At 39.6% G+C, this 15076-nt stretch carries 16 protein-coding genes; all 16 read right to left on the reverse strand.

Annotation, left to right across the window (positions count from 1 at the left end; all coding sequences use genetic code 11):
• Positions 1-126 precede the first annotated feature (126 nt).
• Positions 127-1500 (reverse strand): NCS2 family permease, encoded by a 1374-nt coding sequence (locus F8N35_RS04130; protein WP_293050085.1) that lies wholly within the window; start codon positions 1498-1500, stop codon positions 127-129.
• Positions 1501-1557: 57 nt separating this feature from the next.
• Positions 1558-2253, reverse strand: coding sequence for a DUF5020 family protein (locus F8N35_RS04135; RefSeq protein WP_293050086.1), 696 nt, complete (start codon positions 2251-2253; stop codon positions 1558-1560).
• A gap of 308 nt (positions 2254-2561) precedes the next feature.
• Positions 2562-3278, reverse strand: coding sequence for a hypothetical protein (locus F8N35_RS04140; RefSeq protein ID WP_293050087.1), 717 nt, complete (start codon positions 3276-3278; stop codon positions 2562-2564).
• A gap of 65 nt (positions 3279-3343) precedes the next feature.
• Positions 3344-3649 (reverse strand): hypothetical protein, encoded by a 306-nt coding sequence (locus F8N35_RS04145; protein ID WP_293050088.1) that lies wholly within the window; start codon positions 3647-3649, stop codon positions 3344-3346.
• Between the two features lie 166 nt (positions 3650-3815).
• A complete protein-coding gene (locus F8N35_RS04150) occupies positions 3816-4031 on the reverse strand; it encodes a hypothetical protein (protein WP_293050089.1) in 216 nt (71 codons plus the stop codon).
• A 309-nt stretch (positions 4032-4340) separates the two neighbouring features.
• Entirely contained in the window at positions 4341-5756 is a 1416-nt protein-coding gene (locus tag F8N35_RS04155) for an SDR family oxidoreductase (protein WP_293050090.1), read from the reverse strand.
• A gap of 55 nt (positions 5757-5811) precedes the next feature.
• Complete coding sequence (locus tag F8N35_RS04160; RefSeq protein ID WP_293050091.1) at positions 5812-6312, reverse strand: GNAT family N-acetyltransferase; 501 nt, start codon at positions 6310-6312, stop codon at positions 5812-5814.
• A gap of 147 nt (positions 6313-6459) precedes the next feature.
• On the reverse strand, positions 6460-7056 hold the full coding sequence (locus F8N35_RS04165) for a DJ-1/PfpI family protein (RefSeq protein ID WP_293050092.1): 597 nt from the start codon (positions 7054-7056) through the stop codon (positions 6460-6462).
• Positions 7057-7153: 97 nt separating this feature from the next.
• Positions 7154-7966 carry a KilA-N domain-containing protein gene (locus F8N35_RS04170; RefSeq protein WP_293050093.1) on the reverse strand — a complete coding sequence of 271 codons (813 nt, stop codon included), beginning with the start codon at positions 7964-7966 and terminating at the stop codon, positions 7154-7156.
• Between the two features lie 289 nt (positions 7967-8255).
• The gene (locus tag F8N35_RS04175; protein WP_293050094.1) at positions 8256-9053 is read right to left on the reverse strand and encodes a PKD domain-containing protein; all 798 of its coding nucleotides are present in this window, start codon (positions 9051-9053) and stop codon (positions 8256-8258) included.
• A 233-nt stretch (positions 9054-9286) separates the two neighbouring features.
• On the reverse strand, positions 9287-11251 hold the full coding sequence (locus tag F8N35_RS04180) for an ATP-binding protein (protein WP_293050095.1): 1965 nt from the start codon (positions 11249-11251) through the stop codon (positions 9287-9289).
• 192 nt (positions 11252-11443) lie between these two features.
• Positions 11444-11791, reverse strand: coding sequence for a hypothetical protein (locus F8N35_RS04185; RefSeq protein ID WP_293050096.1), 348 nt, complete (start codon positions 11789-11791; stop codon positions 11444-11446).
• 2 nt (positions 11792-11793) lie between these two features.
• Complete coding sequence (locus tag F8N35_RS04190; protein ID WP_293050097.1) at positions 11794-12033, reverse strand: hypothetical protein; 240 nt, start codon at positions 12031-12033, stop codon at positions 11794-11796.
• A 376-nt stretch (positions 12034-12409) separates the two neighbouring features.
• Positions 12410-13063: an HD domain-containing protein gene (locus F8N35_RS04195; protein ID WP_293050098.1), complete on the reverse strand. Its 654-nt coding sequence runs from the start codon at positions 13061-13063 to the stop codon at positions 12410-12412.
• A 232-nt stretch (positions 13064-13295) separates the two neighbouring features.
• A complete protein-coding gene (locus F8N35_RS04200; RefSeq protein WP_293050099.1) occupies positions 13296-13874 on the reverse strand; it encodes an NAD(P)H-dependent oxidoreductase in 579 nt (192 codons plus the stop codon).
• A gap of 11 nt (positions 13875-13885) precedes the next feature.
• Positions 13886-14584: a Bax inhibitor-1/YccA family protein gene (locus tag F8N35_RS04205; RefSeq protein ID WP_293050100.1), complete on the reverse strand. Its 699-nt coding sequence runs from the start codon at positions 14582-14584 to the stop codon at positions 13886-13888.
• Positions 14585-15076: the final 492 nt, after the last annotated feature.

Raw genomic sequence — 15076 nt, forward strand, 5'->3', positions numbered from 1 at the left:
TTATAGACAAAAGAACAGATTCCAAAGGTGAATAATTTCTTTGTCAAAAGCAAATTTTAATTCATAAAAAAAGCCCTTTGAGCAATTGAGCTTCAAAGGGCTTTCGATTGTTTATTAGCAGTTTCTTTATTCGCTCAGGAATATATAACGTGCTACTACCAGCGCGAAAAGCAGGTACATCATCCAGTGTACTTTTTTAGCCTGACCGGTTACTACTTTCAAAATGGTGTAAAATACGATACCGCCTGCAATACCGTTAGCGATGCTATATGTGAAAGGCATCAGGGCAAAAGTCATGAAAGCGGGGAAACCTTCGGTAAAGTCTTTGAAGTCGATATCTACTATGGAAGAGGCCATCAAAACACCCACGATAATCAAGGCGGGAGCAGTGGCAGCATCGGGAATCAGCTGAGCCAGCGGAGCAATCAACAGCGCCAACAGGAAGAGTAAACCGGTGGTGATAGCAGTAAGACCTGTACGGCCACCTTCGCCGATACCGGCAGCACTTTCCACGTAAGTGGTAATGGTTGAAGTTCCCATCAATGCACCGAACGATACCCCGATAGCATCTACCAGCATCGCTTTCCCGATTTTGGGAGAGTTGCCGTCTTTGTCGATCAGGCCTGCTTTGTTGGCAGTTCCGACCAGAGTTCCGAACGTATCGAACAATTCAACGAAGGTAAAGGTGAACACTACCGTCCAGATACCCATGCTGAATGCGCCTTTGATGTCGAGTGCACCAACTGCCAAATTGTGGAAATCGGGCAATGCGAAGAAGGTGAAGTTAGCCGGGATAACGGTAACACCCATCGGGATTCCGATCAGGGTGGTAGCCACGATGCCGATCAATAAAGCTCCTTTGATTTTGCGTGCCATCAGGATAGCAGTGATGGTAAGGCCAATGATGCAAAGCAACATAGAAGGATTCTTGAACGAACCGATGCCCACATTCCATTCGAAGAATTTCAGCAATGCATGACCACCGTTTTTGGCCATTGCATCCATCGTAGGTTGAATAGCCGCTGTGCTAACGGTCATTACTTCGGAGAGCTTCAACCCGATAATGGTGATGAACAATCCGATACCGACCGTTATGGCCAGTTTCATAGACGTGGGAACGGCCACAACCAGTATTTGTCGGATGCGGGTTACCGTAAGAATGATAAAGATGATACCCGAGATAAATACGGCACCCAGCCCGACCTGCCATGACATCATACCAACACCAGCTACGGCAACGGTAGCAAACAGCGCGTTAAGGCCCATACCAGGAGCTAATGCCATCGGGAAGTTGGCAATCAGACCCATAGCGATAGTTACGATACCTGCACCAACGGCAGTAGCGAAGAACACAGCATTTTTATCCATTCCGGTCACCGAGAGAATGTTCGGATTGAGGAACAGGATATATGCCATCGTCATAAATGTGGTAACACCGGCAATCACCTCCGTGCGAACGTTGGTTTTATTATCGGTGAGTTTGAAAAAACGATCCAGCATAATAATTTGTTTATAAATGATTTGTTGAGATAATGATCTAATATCTTTGTTCTGAATTTAGAATGTCCATTTAGCGGCGATGGTCGGATTCACATAGAAATTTTTGTGACTGGCAAAACCATAGCTTAAGTCGATTTCACTACCTAAAGAAAGGTGTTTGTCGTAGTTATACCAGAACTGAGGTTGTGATACCATTGTGTAGCTTCTTGTAGCACCATCAGCAAATGTGTTATCCTCTTTCCAAAAATCGAGGAACCCACTGGCAGTAAATTTGTTTTTAAAGAAGTTTAATGTCCAAACACCAGTGATCTGGAAAGAGGCTTTGTTTTTGTTGCGGATAGTTTTGTACATAGCCTGAAGAGTAAAGATCTTCGAGAAATCCGCAGTGTTCCATGTATACTGTCCGCCAAACAACCATGCATCTTTGATGGTGTAAGCTCCATTGAAAGGAGTAGATACAAATTGTCCTAACCCGCCATCGTATTCCACATGAATTTCGAATGGAGCTTTCCAGAATTTGATACCACGGGAAATTTCCCAGTAGGCCTGAGTTGCTCCTTTTACTCCTTGCATACCGTAGTCGAAGTCGACAAAGAAATAGTTGCTGCCATTATTGTCTGTCTTAAACATTTCGACCGTTGAGGTAAGGTGTTTTTCTCCGTTTGTGAAATGATACAATGCTTGCACGTCCGTTTGAGCTTTCATGGTTACAGCTGCCATCAATACTACAGCTAAAGTCAGAATTTTTTTCATTTGTAAATTAATTTGGTTTTAGTGGAAAATTTGAAATTGTTTCGTAACGTTTATAGGGTTTTGACGATAAATATTTCATCAGTTCGGAAAAATGACAGATAATACCATGACTGATAAATTAAAAAACAGCCAGAATATGAGTCTCATAAAATGGCTGTCAGAAAAATTAATTGGAAATGCAAAGGTGCGAATTTTATTTTAATTACAAAACAGGTCTGAATTTAGTATTTGTTTTAAATAACTGTTGTTGAGTTGAAAAAACTAACGGACGAGAGCGGATGTTGACACAACAGCGTGAATGAGTTTGTCTATAAACCTCCAAATTTGTGTCGGCTCGTTTCAAGATAATTTTTCAATTCTTCTGTTGGGGTGAAATATACCGTGTGACTACAGGGGATGTAGTCTTTTTTGATGATGTAGTTCACGTTGGTACATTTCAGGTATTTCAGCTGTTCTGCCAGAACGTTTACCTTACTAACGGAGTTGGGAATGCTTATGTAGTAAAGGGAATCTTTTTTGCCCCCAAACCGTATGAATGCTCCCACAATGAAAGAAAACCGTTCGGAGTCGCTTGTGAAAATGTCAGCCTTCACACGTCCTGTATAAACGGACTCGAAATATTTTGAGCGAAAATCAGGTGTTTTTGCTAAGGAGTCAAGTTCTAATGTGTTGAAATCGGCTTTTCCGCAATAAATGCCACGACCGGAAGATTGAAAATCATAGAAATCGTTCATCTTTTGCGCTAAAAGCGTTGATCGCAATTCTAATCTGCCCGTTTTGGGGCTTTTTGACGGAGCCAAATCCGGATAGCTGTTTTGAAAGATGGAATCAAGATAGGATACAAGAGATTGTTCATTCGGATAATACTCATCAACCCGATTTGTTACCGCACTGTATTTGTCCCTGCCCATGTAATCGTTCAGGGTTCCCAAAAGAAAATAATCGTTGTTGATCTTAATGTCATACGATTGTCCAAAGCAGTGCAATGCACAAAAAAGAAATGGAATAAAAAAGAGCTGTTTCATAAAATGATAATTTTCATTTGGGGTAGCTTCAACCGCTGGTGATTACAAAGCCGACGAAACAATTATCAGAACTTCTTTATCAGCATGGTGCGTTTTACTACCGTATCAGATTTACTTACAGGCATCCGGAATTTTTGAGGCGATTTTACACACGGCATTTTTTCCATTTCAAGGTGACTTTTCATTGTTAGATTCAGATTGTCGGTTGCCGGATTATTTAATTTCGATTTAGAGTTGTCAGATTTCCATGTGTAGATTGCAGTCTGGTTGTTTTTTAATGCCCTTTGATAAAGAGTAGAGTCTGGCTGAAGCAACTTGTTGCGGAATACTGTGACGCGCTGAGCAAATGCCGGCAAAAAACATCCGGCCATCAAAACGGCTATTACTACTGTTCTTTTTATAATAAATAGTTTTAAATGAGGTTGTTATAGTGTGTTCTGGTTAATCATTCTATTGTTGGTCTGAGAGAGCATTAGTTATGCCTGTGCTGCGCTGGCACATCGGTCATATAAGCGCAATCAGTAGCGGGTTTTAATATCAGGCAATTTTCTTTAATCGCATCAATTGTCTGAAAACTAAGATAGTCATGGTCAGAAAGATCACAAAACTGGCACAAGAAGCAATGACCTTCCATATAATCTGGCTGTCGATCGATTTGATTGACATGATTAAAGAAAAAATACACATGATCAGATTCATCACGAAGGCTGTCAGAGCCTTTTTTAACTTTTCCGTTTTGTTCTGTAAGTCCATGAATTATAATGTTATATGTAGACTTTCTTGCAATTGCGTGTTCTGTCGGATTTAACTTGCGTTGATATTCAATTGCAATCCTACGGTGGAATTTAAAATCAGCGATAGCTAATCGAGTTAAAGGATTTCTAATCTGATAACAATTGACTGATGTCGTTTGTTTGGCATTGATTATTTAGTTGCTCTTTTGTTCAGAATCACAGATCCCAACACTCTTCACGGCGACGGATAGCAGATCAGCCGGAACGAAACAAACTGTTCTGTTCAGACATCATGCCTGGAATGGCCGCTTTCTTGCGTACTTTTACGTTATTGGGTTAGTTTTTGAATCATCCCTTTGAAAATAAAACTATGGAATGGAAGAACAGCAAACCAGTATAAACGCCCCATTAAACCCTTTGGTCGGAATGTCGCTGTTTGTATCAATTTATTTTCAACAATTCTGAACTCCAGCCATGCTTCACCCGGCAATTTCATTTCTGCAAACAGGAGTAATCGGCCTTCCGTTTTGTCTGCATACAATACTCTCCAGAAGTCCAATGCATCACCAACGTTTAAAGAATTGGCCGATGTGCGACCTCTTCTTAGCCCAACCCCACCGGCTATCTTATCGAGAAGACCCCTTGTGCGCCATAGCCAATTGGCATAATACCACCCATTTTCGCCTCCAATACACCATATTTTGTTAATGCAATCATCCCGATCAAAGAATGTTTTTTCTCTAATGTCCTGAAAACATCCAAAAATTGGTACCCGAATAAATTCTGATACGTTCAGGTTAAAACTACTGCTTATGAAAGCATCTTTCCAACTTGAGACTACCTCATTGCTTTCAATTTTACTAAATGCTCTTTCTAATGCGGTCTGGTAGTCGATGGGGGCAATCTCCAGTATTTTATTAATATCATCGTTACGGCAGACTACTTCTACTTTCATGCTATTTACGAGGGCAACTGCCAGTTTATACGATGTTGAAGTGACAAAATACAACCAGTAAGACGATAATTTAGGAGTCATAACCGGTACAATCAAAATGTGCCGTTTTAACTTTCTGACACCGGCAAATTTCAAAAGCATTTCTTTATATGACAAAATATCGGGGCCTCCTATATCAAAATTGTTATTGAATGTTTGGGGGTTGAATATTGTTTTCGAGAGAATGTTGATCACATCTGATATTGCTATAGGCTGACATCGGGTGTTTAACCATCTCGGAGCAATCATAACGGGTAGTTTTTCTACCAGATCACGCATTATCTCGAATGATGCGCTTCCCGATCCGATAATAATACCAGCTCTGAGTGTAGTAAACTGATAGTGTCCCTTACTCAGTTCCAGTTCAACATTTTTTCTTGATAACAAGTGCTTCGACAATGTCGTTTCATTCACTATTCCACTTAAATAAACAACATGACGCACACTGGTTTGAGCCATTGCATTCCTGAAATTTTCTGCCGATTTCTGTTCCTGAATATGATAGTCGGATGATGACGACATAGAATGAACCAGATAAAAGGCTCCATCTATCTCTTTGGGAATATTTGCCAGCGAATCATTATCAAGCAAGTCAATCTGAATGACCTGTATTTTTGACTTTAATGATTCCGGAACAGAGAATCTCTTAATGTCCCTGACACAGCAAATTACAGAATGCCCGTTTTCAATTAACACAGGCAGAAGCCGTTTCCCAATGTATCCGGAAGATCCGGTTAGCAGTATTTTCATTTTGTTTCAATAAAAAACAACGAACTAAGCTCTGTCTATTTGCAAATGCATTTCTCTATTCGCGTCTATAAACATATACCACTTTTTCTATTCCATCTTTGCAGAACGTTTTGACCGGACGCATTCCTATTTTCGACGCAACCTTCTGTGACGCCTTGTTTCCCACCTCCGAATAGGAGTAAACCGACTGATAGCCTAATTGTTCAATAGCATATCTTTTACAGGCTTCAGCCGCTTCGGTGGCATAGCCCGCATTACAGTACTTTTTAATGATATGGAAACCAATTTCCGGCAAAATATCACCATCGATATTCTGTAAGGTAATTCCACAATCTCCCAGAAACTGATTATCTGCTTTCCGGATGACAGCCCACAATCCAAATCCTTCATTTTGATAACGTTGCAGATTGCGCTCTATCCACGCCATAACCTCCTCTTGTGAAAACGGATGCGGATAATGCTTCATGGACTCCTTGTCAGACAAGACTAAAGAGAGTTCGGAGGCATCCTCCGGCGTTAACAGCCTAAGATATAGCCGGGGTGTTTCAAGGATCATTTTGTTAGATAAATTAAGTCACTATTTGTGCAGGTTTCTCTCTATTGCGGATCATCTGACTCTCTTGCAAATCAGGCATACAACCCAATCCCGTCTACATATCCGAAAAGTCCGATATCAGCGTACTGGCGCCATCAAGTTGACTGTTTATTTATTCGTAAATCTCATATATTTCTTTACCTCATCTACGTTGTTTTTCGAAGTCAACATTTCTAATAGCTTAAATGCGACATCTAATCCTGTGGCAGGGCCTGTCGAGGTAATAATATTTCTATCAATTACTACATGCTTATCCTGCACGTTTACGCCAAATTCAGCAAGATAGTTTCTTCCATATATATCCGTTAAATCGTATGTAGTAGCCATTCTGCCCTTTAAAACACCGGATTTTGCAACAGGTGCTGCGGCGGCGCAAACCGCTGCAATTATTTTATTGTCTTTGTCAAAACGGCGTATTACATCCTGAAATCGCTCATCAAAAACATCTTCATAATATCCTGAATTTTTAAATCCACCAGGAATTGCTAAAGCGTCATATTCATTAAAGTCTATTTTGTCAAATTCAATCTCAGGACGAACAATTAGGTTCCATTTGCATTTAATCTCAGGTCTGAGTGCCGTGGATATCATATCTACAGGTTCGATTCCTAACTCCCTGCTCCAACCAATCACATCTGTGAATACTCCGGCTTCATATTCTTCGAATCCTTGAGAAAGAAAGAGTAATACTTTTTTATTTTTCATGTCAGTTTATTTTCAGCACTGGTTTTTTGCTTGCCTACAACGGTTGAGGCTATGTGCCGTAAATTTGATACATATCCGAGGAGTCGGATTTAATATTTTATTTCAGTAGTTTCCCATTTTCAACACCTTGTAAAATACTCATTTGCTGAATTGCTATTTGGTTTAGTTTTATCAATCGTTCTTTTTGGGGTATCTGTTCGTTGATAAATACAGCATTCAGGTTTTCCATATTTGATAAGCAAATCAATTCAGTTATGGAGGCATAATCACGAATGTTTCCTTTCAAATCAGGATTTGTATCTCTCCATTGTTTAGCGGTAATCCCAAATAAGGCAACATTCAGAACGTCGGCTTCATTCGCGTAAATGATTGATGTTTGCGCCGCTGAAAGCTCTTGCGGAATGAGATTTTGTTTAATTGCATCGGCATGAATGTGATAATTCAATTTAGCCAATTCCCGTTTTGCAGTCCAACCAAGTTGTTTTTGTTCTTCTTCCTTTAGCCTTTGAAATTCATTGATCAAATACAGTTTAAAAGGGACACTGATAGCAGAACCAAATTCAAAAGCGATGTCTTTATGAGCAAAAGTTCCGCCATACTTGCCTTTTTTTACAATAATTCCAATGGCATTAGTTTTTTCTATCCATTCCGAAACGCTTATCACAAAACTTGGTAATCCAGCCTGAGTTTTAAAGTGGTCAAATTCGACCACTTTAAAATTTGGATTATTTATTTGCTCCCAAGTGCCTAGAAATTCAAGCGTATAGCGGTTTCTCAACCAGTTTTTAATAATATCAGCAGCACGGCTTTCTCCTTCTTTCGCATTTGCCATGTCGGTAAGTGAAATGTAGTCTTTCTCCTCAACCGATATAATTGTGATATCTGTATCCTTAACATTGATTTTTGCCATCCTGTTGATTTTTATCTGTTATATTGTTTAGTTATTCGGCCGGTCTGAAAAGGGGAAAGCATGTTGATTATGTGTGATATAAAGCAATTTGATTGTATTGGCTTTCCTTGGTTCTAAACCGTTGTAGATTTTCATAAGCATACATTTTTATTGTTTTTGCCGGCTCTATGCCACCGGATAGTTTGCCCATGCGATGTAATCGCCCAGGAGCAAGGGTGGTCTTTTGTTCAGGATCACAAATCCCTATACTCTTCACGGAACAGATCGCAGATCTCCGGGACGAGAAGCCTCATTCAAATGTTCCTGCTAAAGTGAAATATGTTCCGGCTGCTCCGCCTATTATTGTAAATAAATTTTCTTTTACATTGTCTCTTTGAAAGCCAAACGCTTCTCCAACAAAGGTGCTGCTAACTAAACAATAAGTTTTGCCGTTGATGTCTTTGGCCATGACACTAAACAAATAAGCATTTTTCTCTCCATATAAAGGATTGTGAACAAGTGCTTTATTTATGATAAACTTTTGGTCAAGATAGAAGACAATCGGATTATTCGGTCGGTATGTATGATTGCTGATATTTTTAACAATTGGTGATGTGTACAATACCGGACATTTAGGATAAATGCCAATCGGATCCATCGTATTATCCGTAAACTGTTGAATTTGGAAATATATATCAACATTTGAATTAGTTGTCGGCCAACCCTGAGTTGTATTCGTAGGATCCCAGTAAACAGCTGAAATTTCTATTCGTTTTAGAACTCTATCTAATACAATAATTTTTTTTGATGATTCCCGAAAACTTCCGTTATTATTTCTGGCAATAAGTTTTAAGGTATAAGTCCCTGATTTGGCATAGGATAATATAGAGTTATTTTCTTTTGAAGTGCGACCATCTCCCAGATCCCATAGGACTGAATCAGCATTTATTGAATTATTGGTAACCCGAAATTCATCAAAGGTTCCCAATTTCAAAGTGCTAATTGTATCTCCGTTAAGTGTAAAGGACGAAACTGGCGCTACTATATCCTTGCTGCAACTATAAATTGCAGTCGTTAAAATCACCAAAACAATTAATTTGTATTTCATAGTTTCATTTTTAATTGATTTATACTTCAAAAATGGTTCAATTTGTTTTTATAAGAACTCCGACTGCATACGATACACTCCACTAATCGTGGGGCAGCGGAGGGGTTCTTTTGTTCGGGATCAGAGATGTGCCGATACTACCGTTTGCTACATATCCGAGGAGTCGGAACATTCAACCTCCATTGTCTATGAGCCATTGTTAGCAGTCTGTCTTTTATTTAACTATTTTATATTTAGTTGCTTGCGAAATCAACTTTTAATTGTTTAGCTTGCTGTTTGAATAATTCCATTCCTGTAATGTCGTCATATCTGTCACTAAGTTTTTGTCGTAGTCCAAATAATCTTTTTTCTGCTGTGTCAACTAACTGTCCAAAAGTAGTGATACGAACTTTTCCCATTTCAACAGAGTTATTATTTTCAACTTTACTGATAGGTTGAACTTTTTCACTAAAAGACTCTCCAACAACAAAAGCCTCAATATATGGACTGCCTATAATATTACCACAATTAATAAAATCTTCAACGTAACTTTGTGCTTGATTTCTCTCGTCTCTTGTTAGTTTAAAACCTCCTCTTTTAAGTTCGATAATAAGAACTTTATTTAGAGTAGCTAAATTAGAATCCGTATCAAAAATTTCAGTTCCTGTTATAGATGCTGTTGAATCTTGTAAAACAACAATATCAGGACGTTTTTTATGATTATTAAAGACTTCTTTCCCAATTTTCTTTTTAAAAACTGTTTCAACAGCCGTTTGTAGTTGTCTATTTGATGAATACTCGGCAGATTCAAATTCGGGTCCAAATAACCATCTTGCCCCAGTAACTAATGGATGTAATACGTGTAACTCATCAACATCTTTATCTTTTGAAAGTTTACGTATGGCTTCTATTACAGATATTCGATTATCAATCTCATCTAAAACACTTAAAGCATCTCTGACTGACCATTTTTCAAGAAGTGTATTTAACCCATTAATATCATCTTCTGAAAGATTGGCCAGTTTACTTAATAAGTCTTTTCCGGAACGAGTCTTTTCAAGATTTATAATTGCTTCTACAGCAATTGAAATAGATTCCGGTTTTGCAGTTGGATGGATAATAGAAATACTTTCAATAGCTTCAGTGACTTCATATTTTGCTAATGGAGTAAGTTGCGATAGTTCTGAATGAAAATCGCTTTTAATTTGTTGTTTAGTTTCTTCTATTGTGTCTTTAGCAATTTCTGCGAACATTTTAGTTACATAATTCGAAACTTCGATATAAACTTTTTCCATTGTTTCTGCTTTTTTGAAACTAGTCCAATCTTCGTAAATGAATTCAGCTAAATCATTAGTTTCAATTACAACAGTATAACGTTTTGCAAATTTCGTTCTGCCATCAATTATAACTTCATTTCCTAAAATCCACGACGGTTCTCCAACAAGCCTATTGCTTTGCCAAAAGGCAATTCCTTGATATAGTGTTGAACGAGCCGATTTTTGAGAATCTATGAAATGGGCTATAAGTTTGATATTTTCTTCAACTTTGAGTTTTGTTGTGTCGATTAATCCAGAATGTTGTTCTAATTGAACAGTTTGTCTGTTTATCGAAACAATAAACTTCGGGTCGTGCAGAAATCGTGCAGAAATTATTTGCAAAATTTTATCAGGATTAGGAAGATTTTTGGTTACAACCACTTCAAGACGTGTTCCAAAAGAGTTGGATTTAGAAAAATGCGAATCTTTTATTACAAATGGATGTGTCTCATCTTGTGTCGTAATTACAAACGTTGATTTATTACCTTCTGCATTTGTAATTACAGTATATTCATTGTCAAAACAGAGTAATCCGTGACGACCAACTCCATTTCTGCCATAAGCTAATCTTTTCCCTTCAACATTTGGTGGAAATACAACGTTTTTACCTTGATGTTTGATGCGATTATATCCTAACTTCATCCAACGTTCTTTGAATTGCGTTTCTGTCAATCCAGTTCCATTGTCTTCAACTATAAGTTTTTGGTCGTAAGTCTCAGGTATAAAAATGTCAACAGTTGTAGCTCCTGCATCCCAAGCATTTGCGACAAGTTCTGTTAATGCAATTTCGGGTGAATGAACTAATGTCCCCAATGTCCGAATAAGATAATCTTCTTCAAATAATGAACCTTGAAATGCTTCATTTGAATTGATAATATCTTTATTATTATTTAGTTTTTCCAAGATTATTTAGGTTTTTTATTTTACTTAGGCCGTTCGTTTAAGGTTTCAGCTAACATAGGCAGCTACACGCAGGAGCGGATTGCAGGCGATTTCCTGTCTAGCCGACAAGCAGCCCGAGCGGAAAGATATACTCCGAAAACCACCGCTGCCGACCTTGACGGGTAACTGATGTTATTAGTTGTTTTCAATTGTTCAAACTAATTTCCATTTTAATTGATCATCTGACTCACTACAAATCTCAATTGCTCCCATTCCATAGTCAAAACCCAAATGATATTCAATTTGTCGACCATTTACAAAGTCTGCGAGTTCCATTGAGAAACAAGTCATATTTTTAAACAGCTCTTTTATTTTGTTTAGTTCAGATATGGCAGAGTCTCTTGTAACGTTTTTTAAATCATGCATTAATGACCAACCAGTCACAGAAAAATGACTTTTGTCTCGACAACTAAAAGTCAAGTCTCCAACTTTATATGAATGTCCGTCAGTCAGTAATACGATTGCATTCTTAATTCTATTTAGCAACTCTATTTCGTTCATTGTTAATTTACAATTTCTGCATCTAAAAGCATTAATGATTGTTGTAAGCCGTCGTCAATAAAGTTTCCTGAAACAGTTAATTCTGTATTCTCCTTTAGCAATTTCTCGTCTGATTTATTTTTAAATAGGACAGTTATTTTTCTTGGTTGTCCGCCAAAATTTATTTCTGCCGAAATGTAATGATGTCCACCGTCTACACCAGTTGATAAAATCTTATATGTTGTCAATTTGTATGTCACCATAAAATAACCAATAACGTATAATTTACGAACATTCGTGCATTTCCAATTTAGAATATTCGTATGCTGTTTTGAAAAATCTGTATCAGTGTTTTTGCTAAAACAAGTTTCTGTTCAAATGTGATTTCTGAGAATCGACTTGTTGTAATCGGTTGTTATTTAATGTGCTGTGATGTGTGTTTTGTCACAAAGCTTTGAGGTAAAACAACAAATCAACGAGTTGTAAATATAAAAACTTTATTTAATAAAATAAATGCTACTTAGTGGATGGGCAGAAAAGAAGATTCTGTTGGATTAATCAACGATTGACTAACCCAATAATTGCAGAAGATTGTTAAGCAGAATGGGTGTTTATGGCTATCGGCGGGGAGGCAAAGCTTTATGCTTCGCCGTCCCATTCGCGATAGAATTGGTTGAGGTAGTCTTCCATCACCCGATGGCGTTGTTCTGCAAGTTGGCGGGCGGTGGCGGTATTCATGCGCTCTTTCAGCAGCAGTAGCTTTTCGTAGAAATGGTTGATAGTGTGGCTTTGGTTTTGCTTGTATGCTTCGAACGAGTCGTGAAGAAGTGGCGATACGTCGGGATTATACATTTCGCGCCCTTTGCTGCCGCCATACGCAAACGTACGCGCAATGCCGATAGCGCCGATTGCATCGAGCCGGTCGGCATCCTGTACCACTTTGCCCTCGATGGTTTGCATTGCGGTAGTTACTCCGGCGCCTTTGAAAGAGATGTGGCGGATAATGTCGCACACGTGGGCAATGGTCGCATCGTCAACATGCAGCGTTTGTAGCCATTCGGCAGCCCGTTGAGGGCCCACTTCGTCGTTGCCGTCGTGAAATTTCCAGTCGGCAATATCGTGCAGCAGTGCGGCCAGTTCCACCACAAACAGGTTGGTCTGCTCCTGCTTGCCAATGTGTACGGCGCTTTTCCATACACGATACACGTGCCACCAGTCGTGGCCGGAGCTTTCGCCGCTGAGTTGTTTTTTAATGAAGGTTGCTGTCTGGTCGATGATTTCCTGTTGATCCATTGATATATAAGAGTAGGGTGGTGGGTAAATGTTTTAGTTTATATCGAATAAAAATACTACTTTGTTTAGACCTCTCCTCCTAACCTCCTCTCCCAAGGCGAGGAGGAACACGTCAGTAAAAATAAGAGATAAAACTCATTCATTCAGATGTGAAGCCCCTCTCTTCGGGAGAGGGGTTGGGGAGAGGTCAAATGCTAAAATGAAGAAGCAAATTAAACGATATAATGTCATATTATTTTACGGCTCGTCCGAGTTGTGTTACCTGTTCGAGCCACTGCGCGCGGGTAGCTTCTGTAGAGTTTTTTACCTGTCCGAATGAGGTGACTTTCACCGGCTTCACGCCGCAATATTCCAGAATGCCCTTTTTGAAGGCGATGATTCCGGCGTTGCGGTACATCAGCGCATTGTACCATTTGGGTGCATCCATCGTTACTATCAGACGGGCGGTTTTGCCGGTCAGCAACTTATCCCATAAAGGCGAATTTTCTCTTGGTTGGAAGGCGAAGCCCGGAAGAAAGGTGCGGTCGATAAAGCCTTTGAGAAGCGCCGGTTCGGTAGCCCACCAAATCGGGTATACGAAAACAAGATGGTCAGCTTTGGTGATCAATTCCCGCGCCATTAGCAGGTCGGGCTCCAAGTCGGTGCGCTTGCGGTAGCCGTGTTGCAATATAGGATTGAATTGCAGGTCGGCGAGGTGCAGTAAGGTGCATTCGGCGCCGGACTCTTTTAATCCAGTAGCGTATGCTTCGGCAAGCGCTGAGCACAAACTCTCTTTGTCGGGATGACCGTTTATGATCAGTATATTTTTCATTGCGTGAGTGTTTATTTTCTTCTGCCGAAAAGGCGAAGCAGTTTTAAGAACAGGTTGATGAAATCGAGGTACAACGTAAGCGCACCGATGATGGCTTCGCGTTTGTCGTCGTCGGAGCCTTCGTTGCCGATAATATTCATTTGCTTGATTTTCTGCGTGTCGTAGGCAATCAGTCCCACAAAGATGAAGATGCCGGCGTACGTAGTGATCCAGTCAAGCGTTTCGCTTTGATACAGCAGGTTGATAAACGAAGCGATGACCAAACCGAAAAGTGCCATTATCAGTAGATTACCCCACCGGGTGAGGTCCGTGTTTGTGAAATAGCCGTATATACTCATGACGGCAAATGTTCCGGCCGTAATAAAAAACGTGGTGGCGATGGACGACATGGTAAAGGTCAGAAAAATGACCGAAAAGGTGAATCCATTGAGTGCCGAGTAGCCCAAAAATACGAGCGAAGCCACTTCGGGAGACATGCGTTTGACCCATCCGACGAGAAATGCCACCAGCAGGAATTCGGAAATCAGCAGTCCCATGAAGACGTATTTGTTGCCCAGAAGGAGCGCAATAAGATCGGGACTTGAAGCCGTCCATACTGCCACACCGCCGGTAATGATCAATGCCAGCGACATCCACAGGTAAACTTTGGTGATGTAACGTTGCGTTTCGGCCGCAATTTGCCGTGCAGAATATTTGTCGTTGTTTTCCATCTTTGGGAGGTTAGAATGTAACGATGCAAATATATGAGCAAAAAATTAAACGGGAAAAATATTCGGGCAGAGATTGTGTATTGAAGATATTAGAGAAAGTGCTTCCGATAATGCTCAAACGAAATGGTCTCTTTTATGTGAATACGACATATGTGATTGAATTTTAGTTAAATGTGTTGTAAATAGAAATTGTTTTTACCCCTAATCCCCTTAAGGGGACTTTTGACCGGTGCAAACAGAAAGACTTGAAAACGTTTTCCGGGATGGAACAAAACATATTTGCAAAACGAGAAGAAATATCAACAAGCAGATTAAAGCCCCTTAAGGGGTTTGGGGTAAAAAAGCAAAGATATACATTGTGTCTAAAGTGATATAATGCCGATCTTTTGCTTCGGAGAAGCAGAATGGTGGTAGTTTAGCAGAGGGTCGTTTTAAAAAACAGGAGGCTTCTCTTTTCCCAAAGAGAAGCGCTCCCTAACTTCCGCAGATCAT

Origin of the sequence: Paludibacter sp. (assembly GCF_009712605.1) — a bacterium.
Lineage (GTDB): Bacteria > Bacteroidota > Bacteroidia > Bacteroidales > Paludibacteraceae > Microbacter.

Coding starts and splice junctions, on each gene's coding strand:
- F8N35_RS04155 (WP_293050090.1), bottom strand. CDS start 5,756: ATGAAAATACTGCTAACCGGATCTTCCGGATACATTGGGAAACGGCTT.
- F8N35_RS04205 (WP_293050100.1), bottom strand. CDS start 14,584: ATGGAAAACAACGACAAATATTCTGCACGGCAAATTGCGGCCGAAACG.
- F8N35_RS04150 (WP_293050089.1), bottom strand. CDS start 4,031: ATGGACTTACAGAACAAAACGGAAAAGTTAAAAAAGGCTCTGACAGCC.
- F8N35_RS04170 (WP_293050093.1), bottom strand. CDS start 7,966: ATGGCAAAAATCAATGTTAAGGATACAGATATCACAATTATATCGGTT.
- F8N35_RS04190 (WP_293050097.1), bottom strand. CDS start 12,033: ATGGTGACATACAAATTGACAACATATAAGATTTTATCAACTGGTGTA.
- F8N35_RS04160 (WP_293050091.1), bottom strand. CDS start 6,312: ATGATCCTTGAAACACCCCGGCTATATCTTAGGCTGTTAACGCCGGAG.
- F8N35_RS04175 (WP_293050094.1), bottom strand. CDS start 9,053: ATGAAATACAAATTAATTGTTTTGGTGATTTTAACGACTGCAATTTAT.
- F8N35_RS04185 (WP_293050096.1), bottom strand. CDS start 11,791: ATGAACGAAATAGAGTTGCTAAATAGAATTAAGAATGCAATCGTATTA.
- F8N35_RS04195 (WP_293050098.1), bottom strand. CDS start 13,063: ATGGATCAACAGGAAATCATCGACCAGACAGCAACCTTCATTAAAAAA.
- F8N35_RS04130 (WP_293050085.1), bottom strand. CDS start 1,500: ATGCTGGATCGTTTTTTCAAACTCACCGATAATAAAACCAACGTTCGC.
- F8N35_RS04145 (WP_293050088.1), bottom strand. CDS start 3,649: ATGGCCGGATGTTTTTTGCCGGCATTTGCTCAGCGCGTCACAGTATTC.
- F8N35_RS04135 (WP_293050086.1), bottom strand. CDS start 2,253: ATGAAAAAAATTCTGACTTTAGCTGTAGTATTGATGGCAGCTGTAACC.
- F8N35_RS04200 (WP_293050099.1), bottom strand. CDS start 13,874: ATGAAAAATATACTGATCATAAACGGTCATCCCGACAAAGAGAGTTTG.
- F8N35_RS04165 (WP_293050092.1), bottom strand. CDS start 7,056: ATGAAAAATAAAAAAGTATTACTCTTTCTTTCTCAAGGATTCGAAGAA.
- F8N35_RS04140 (WP_293050087.1), bottom strand. CDS start 3,278: ATGAAACAGCTCTTTTTTATTCCATTTCTTTTTTGTGCATTGCACTGC.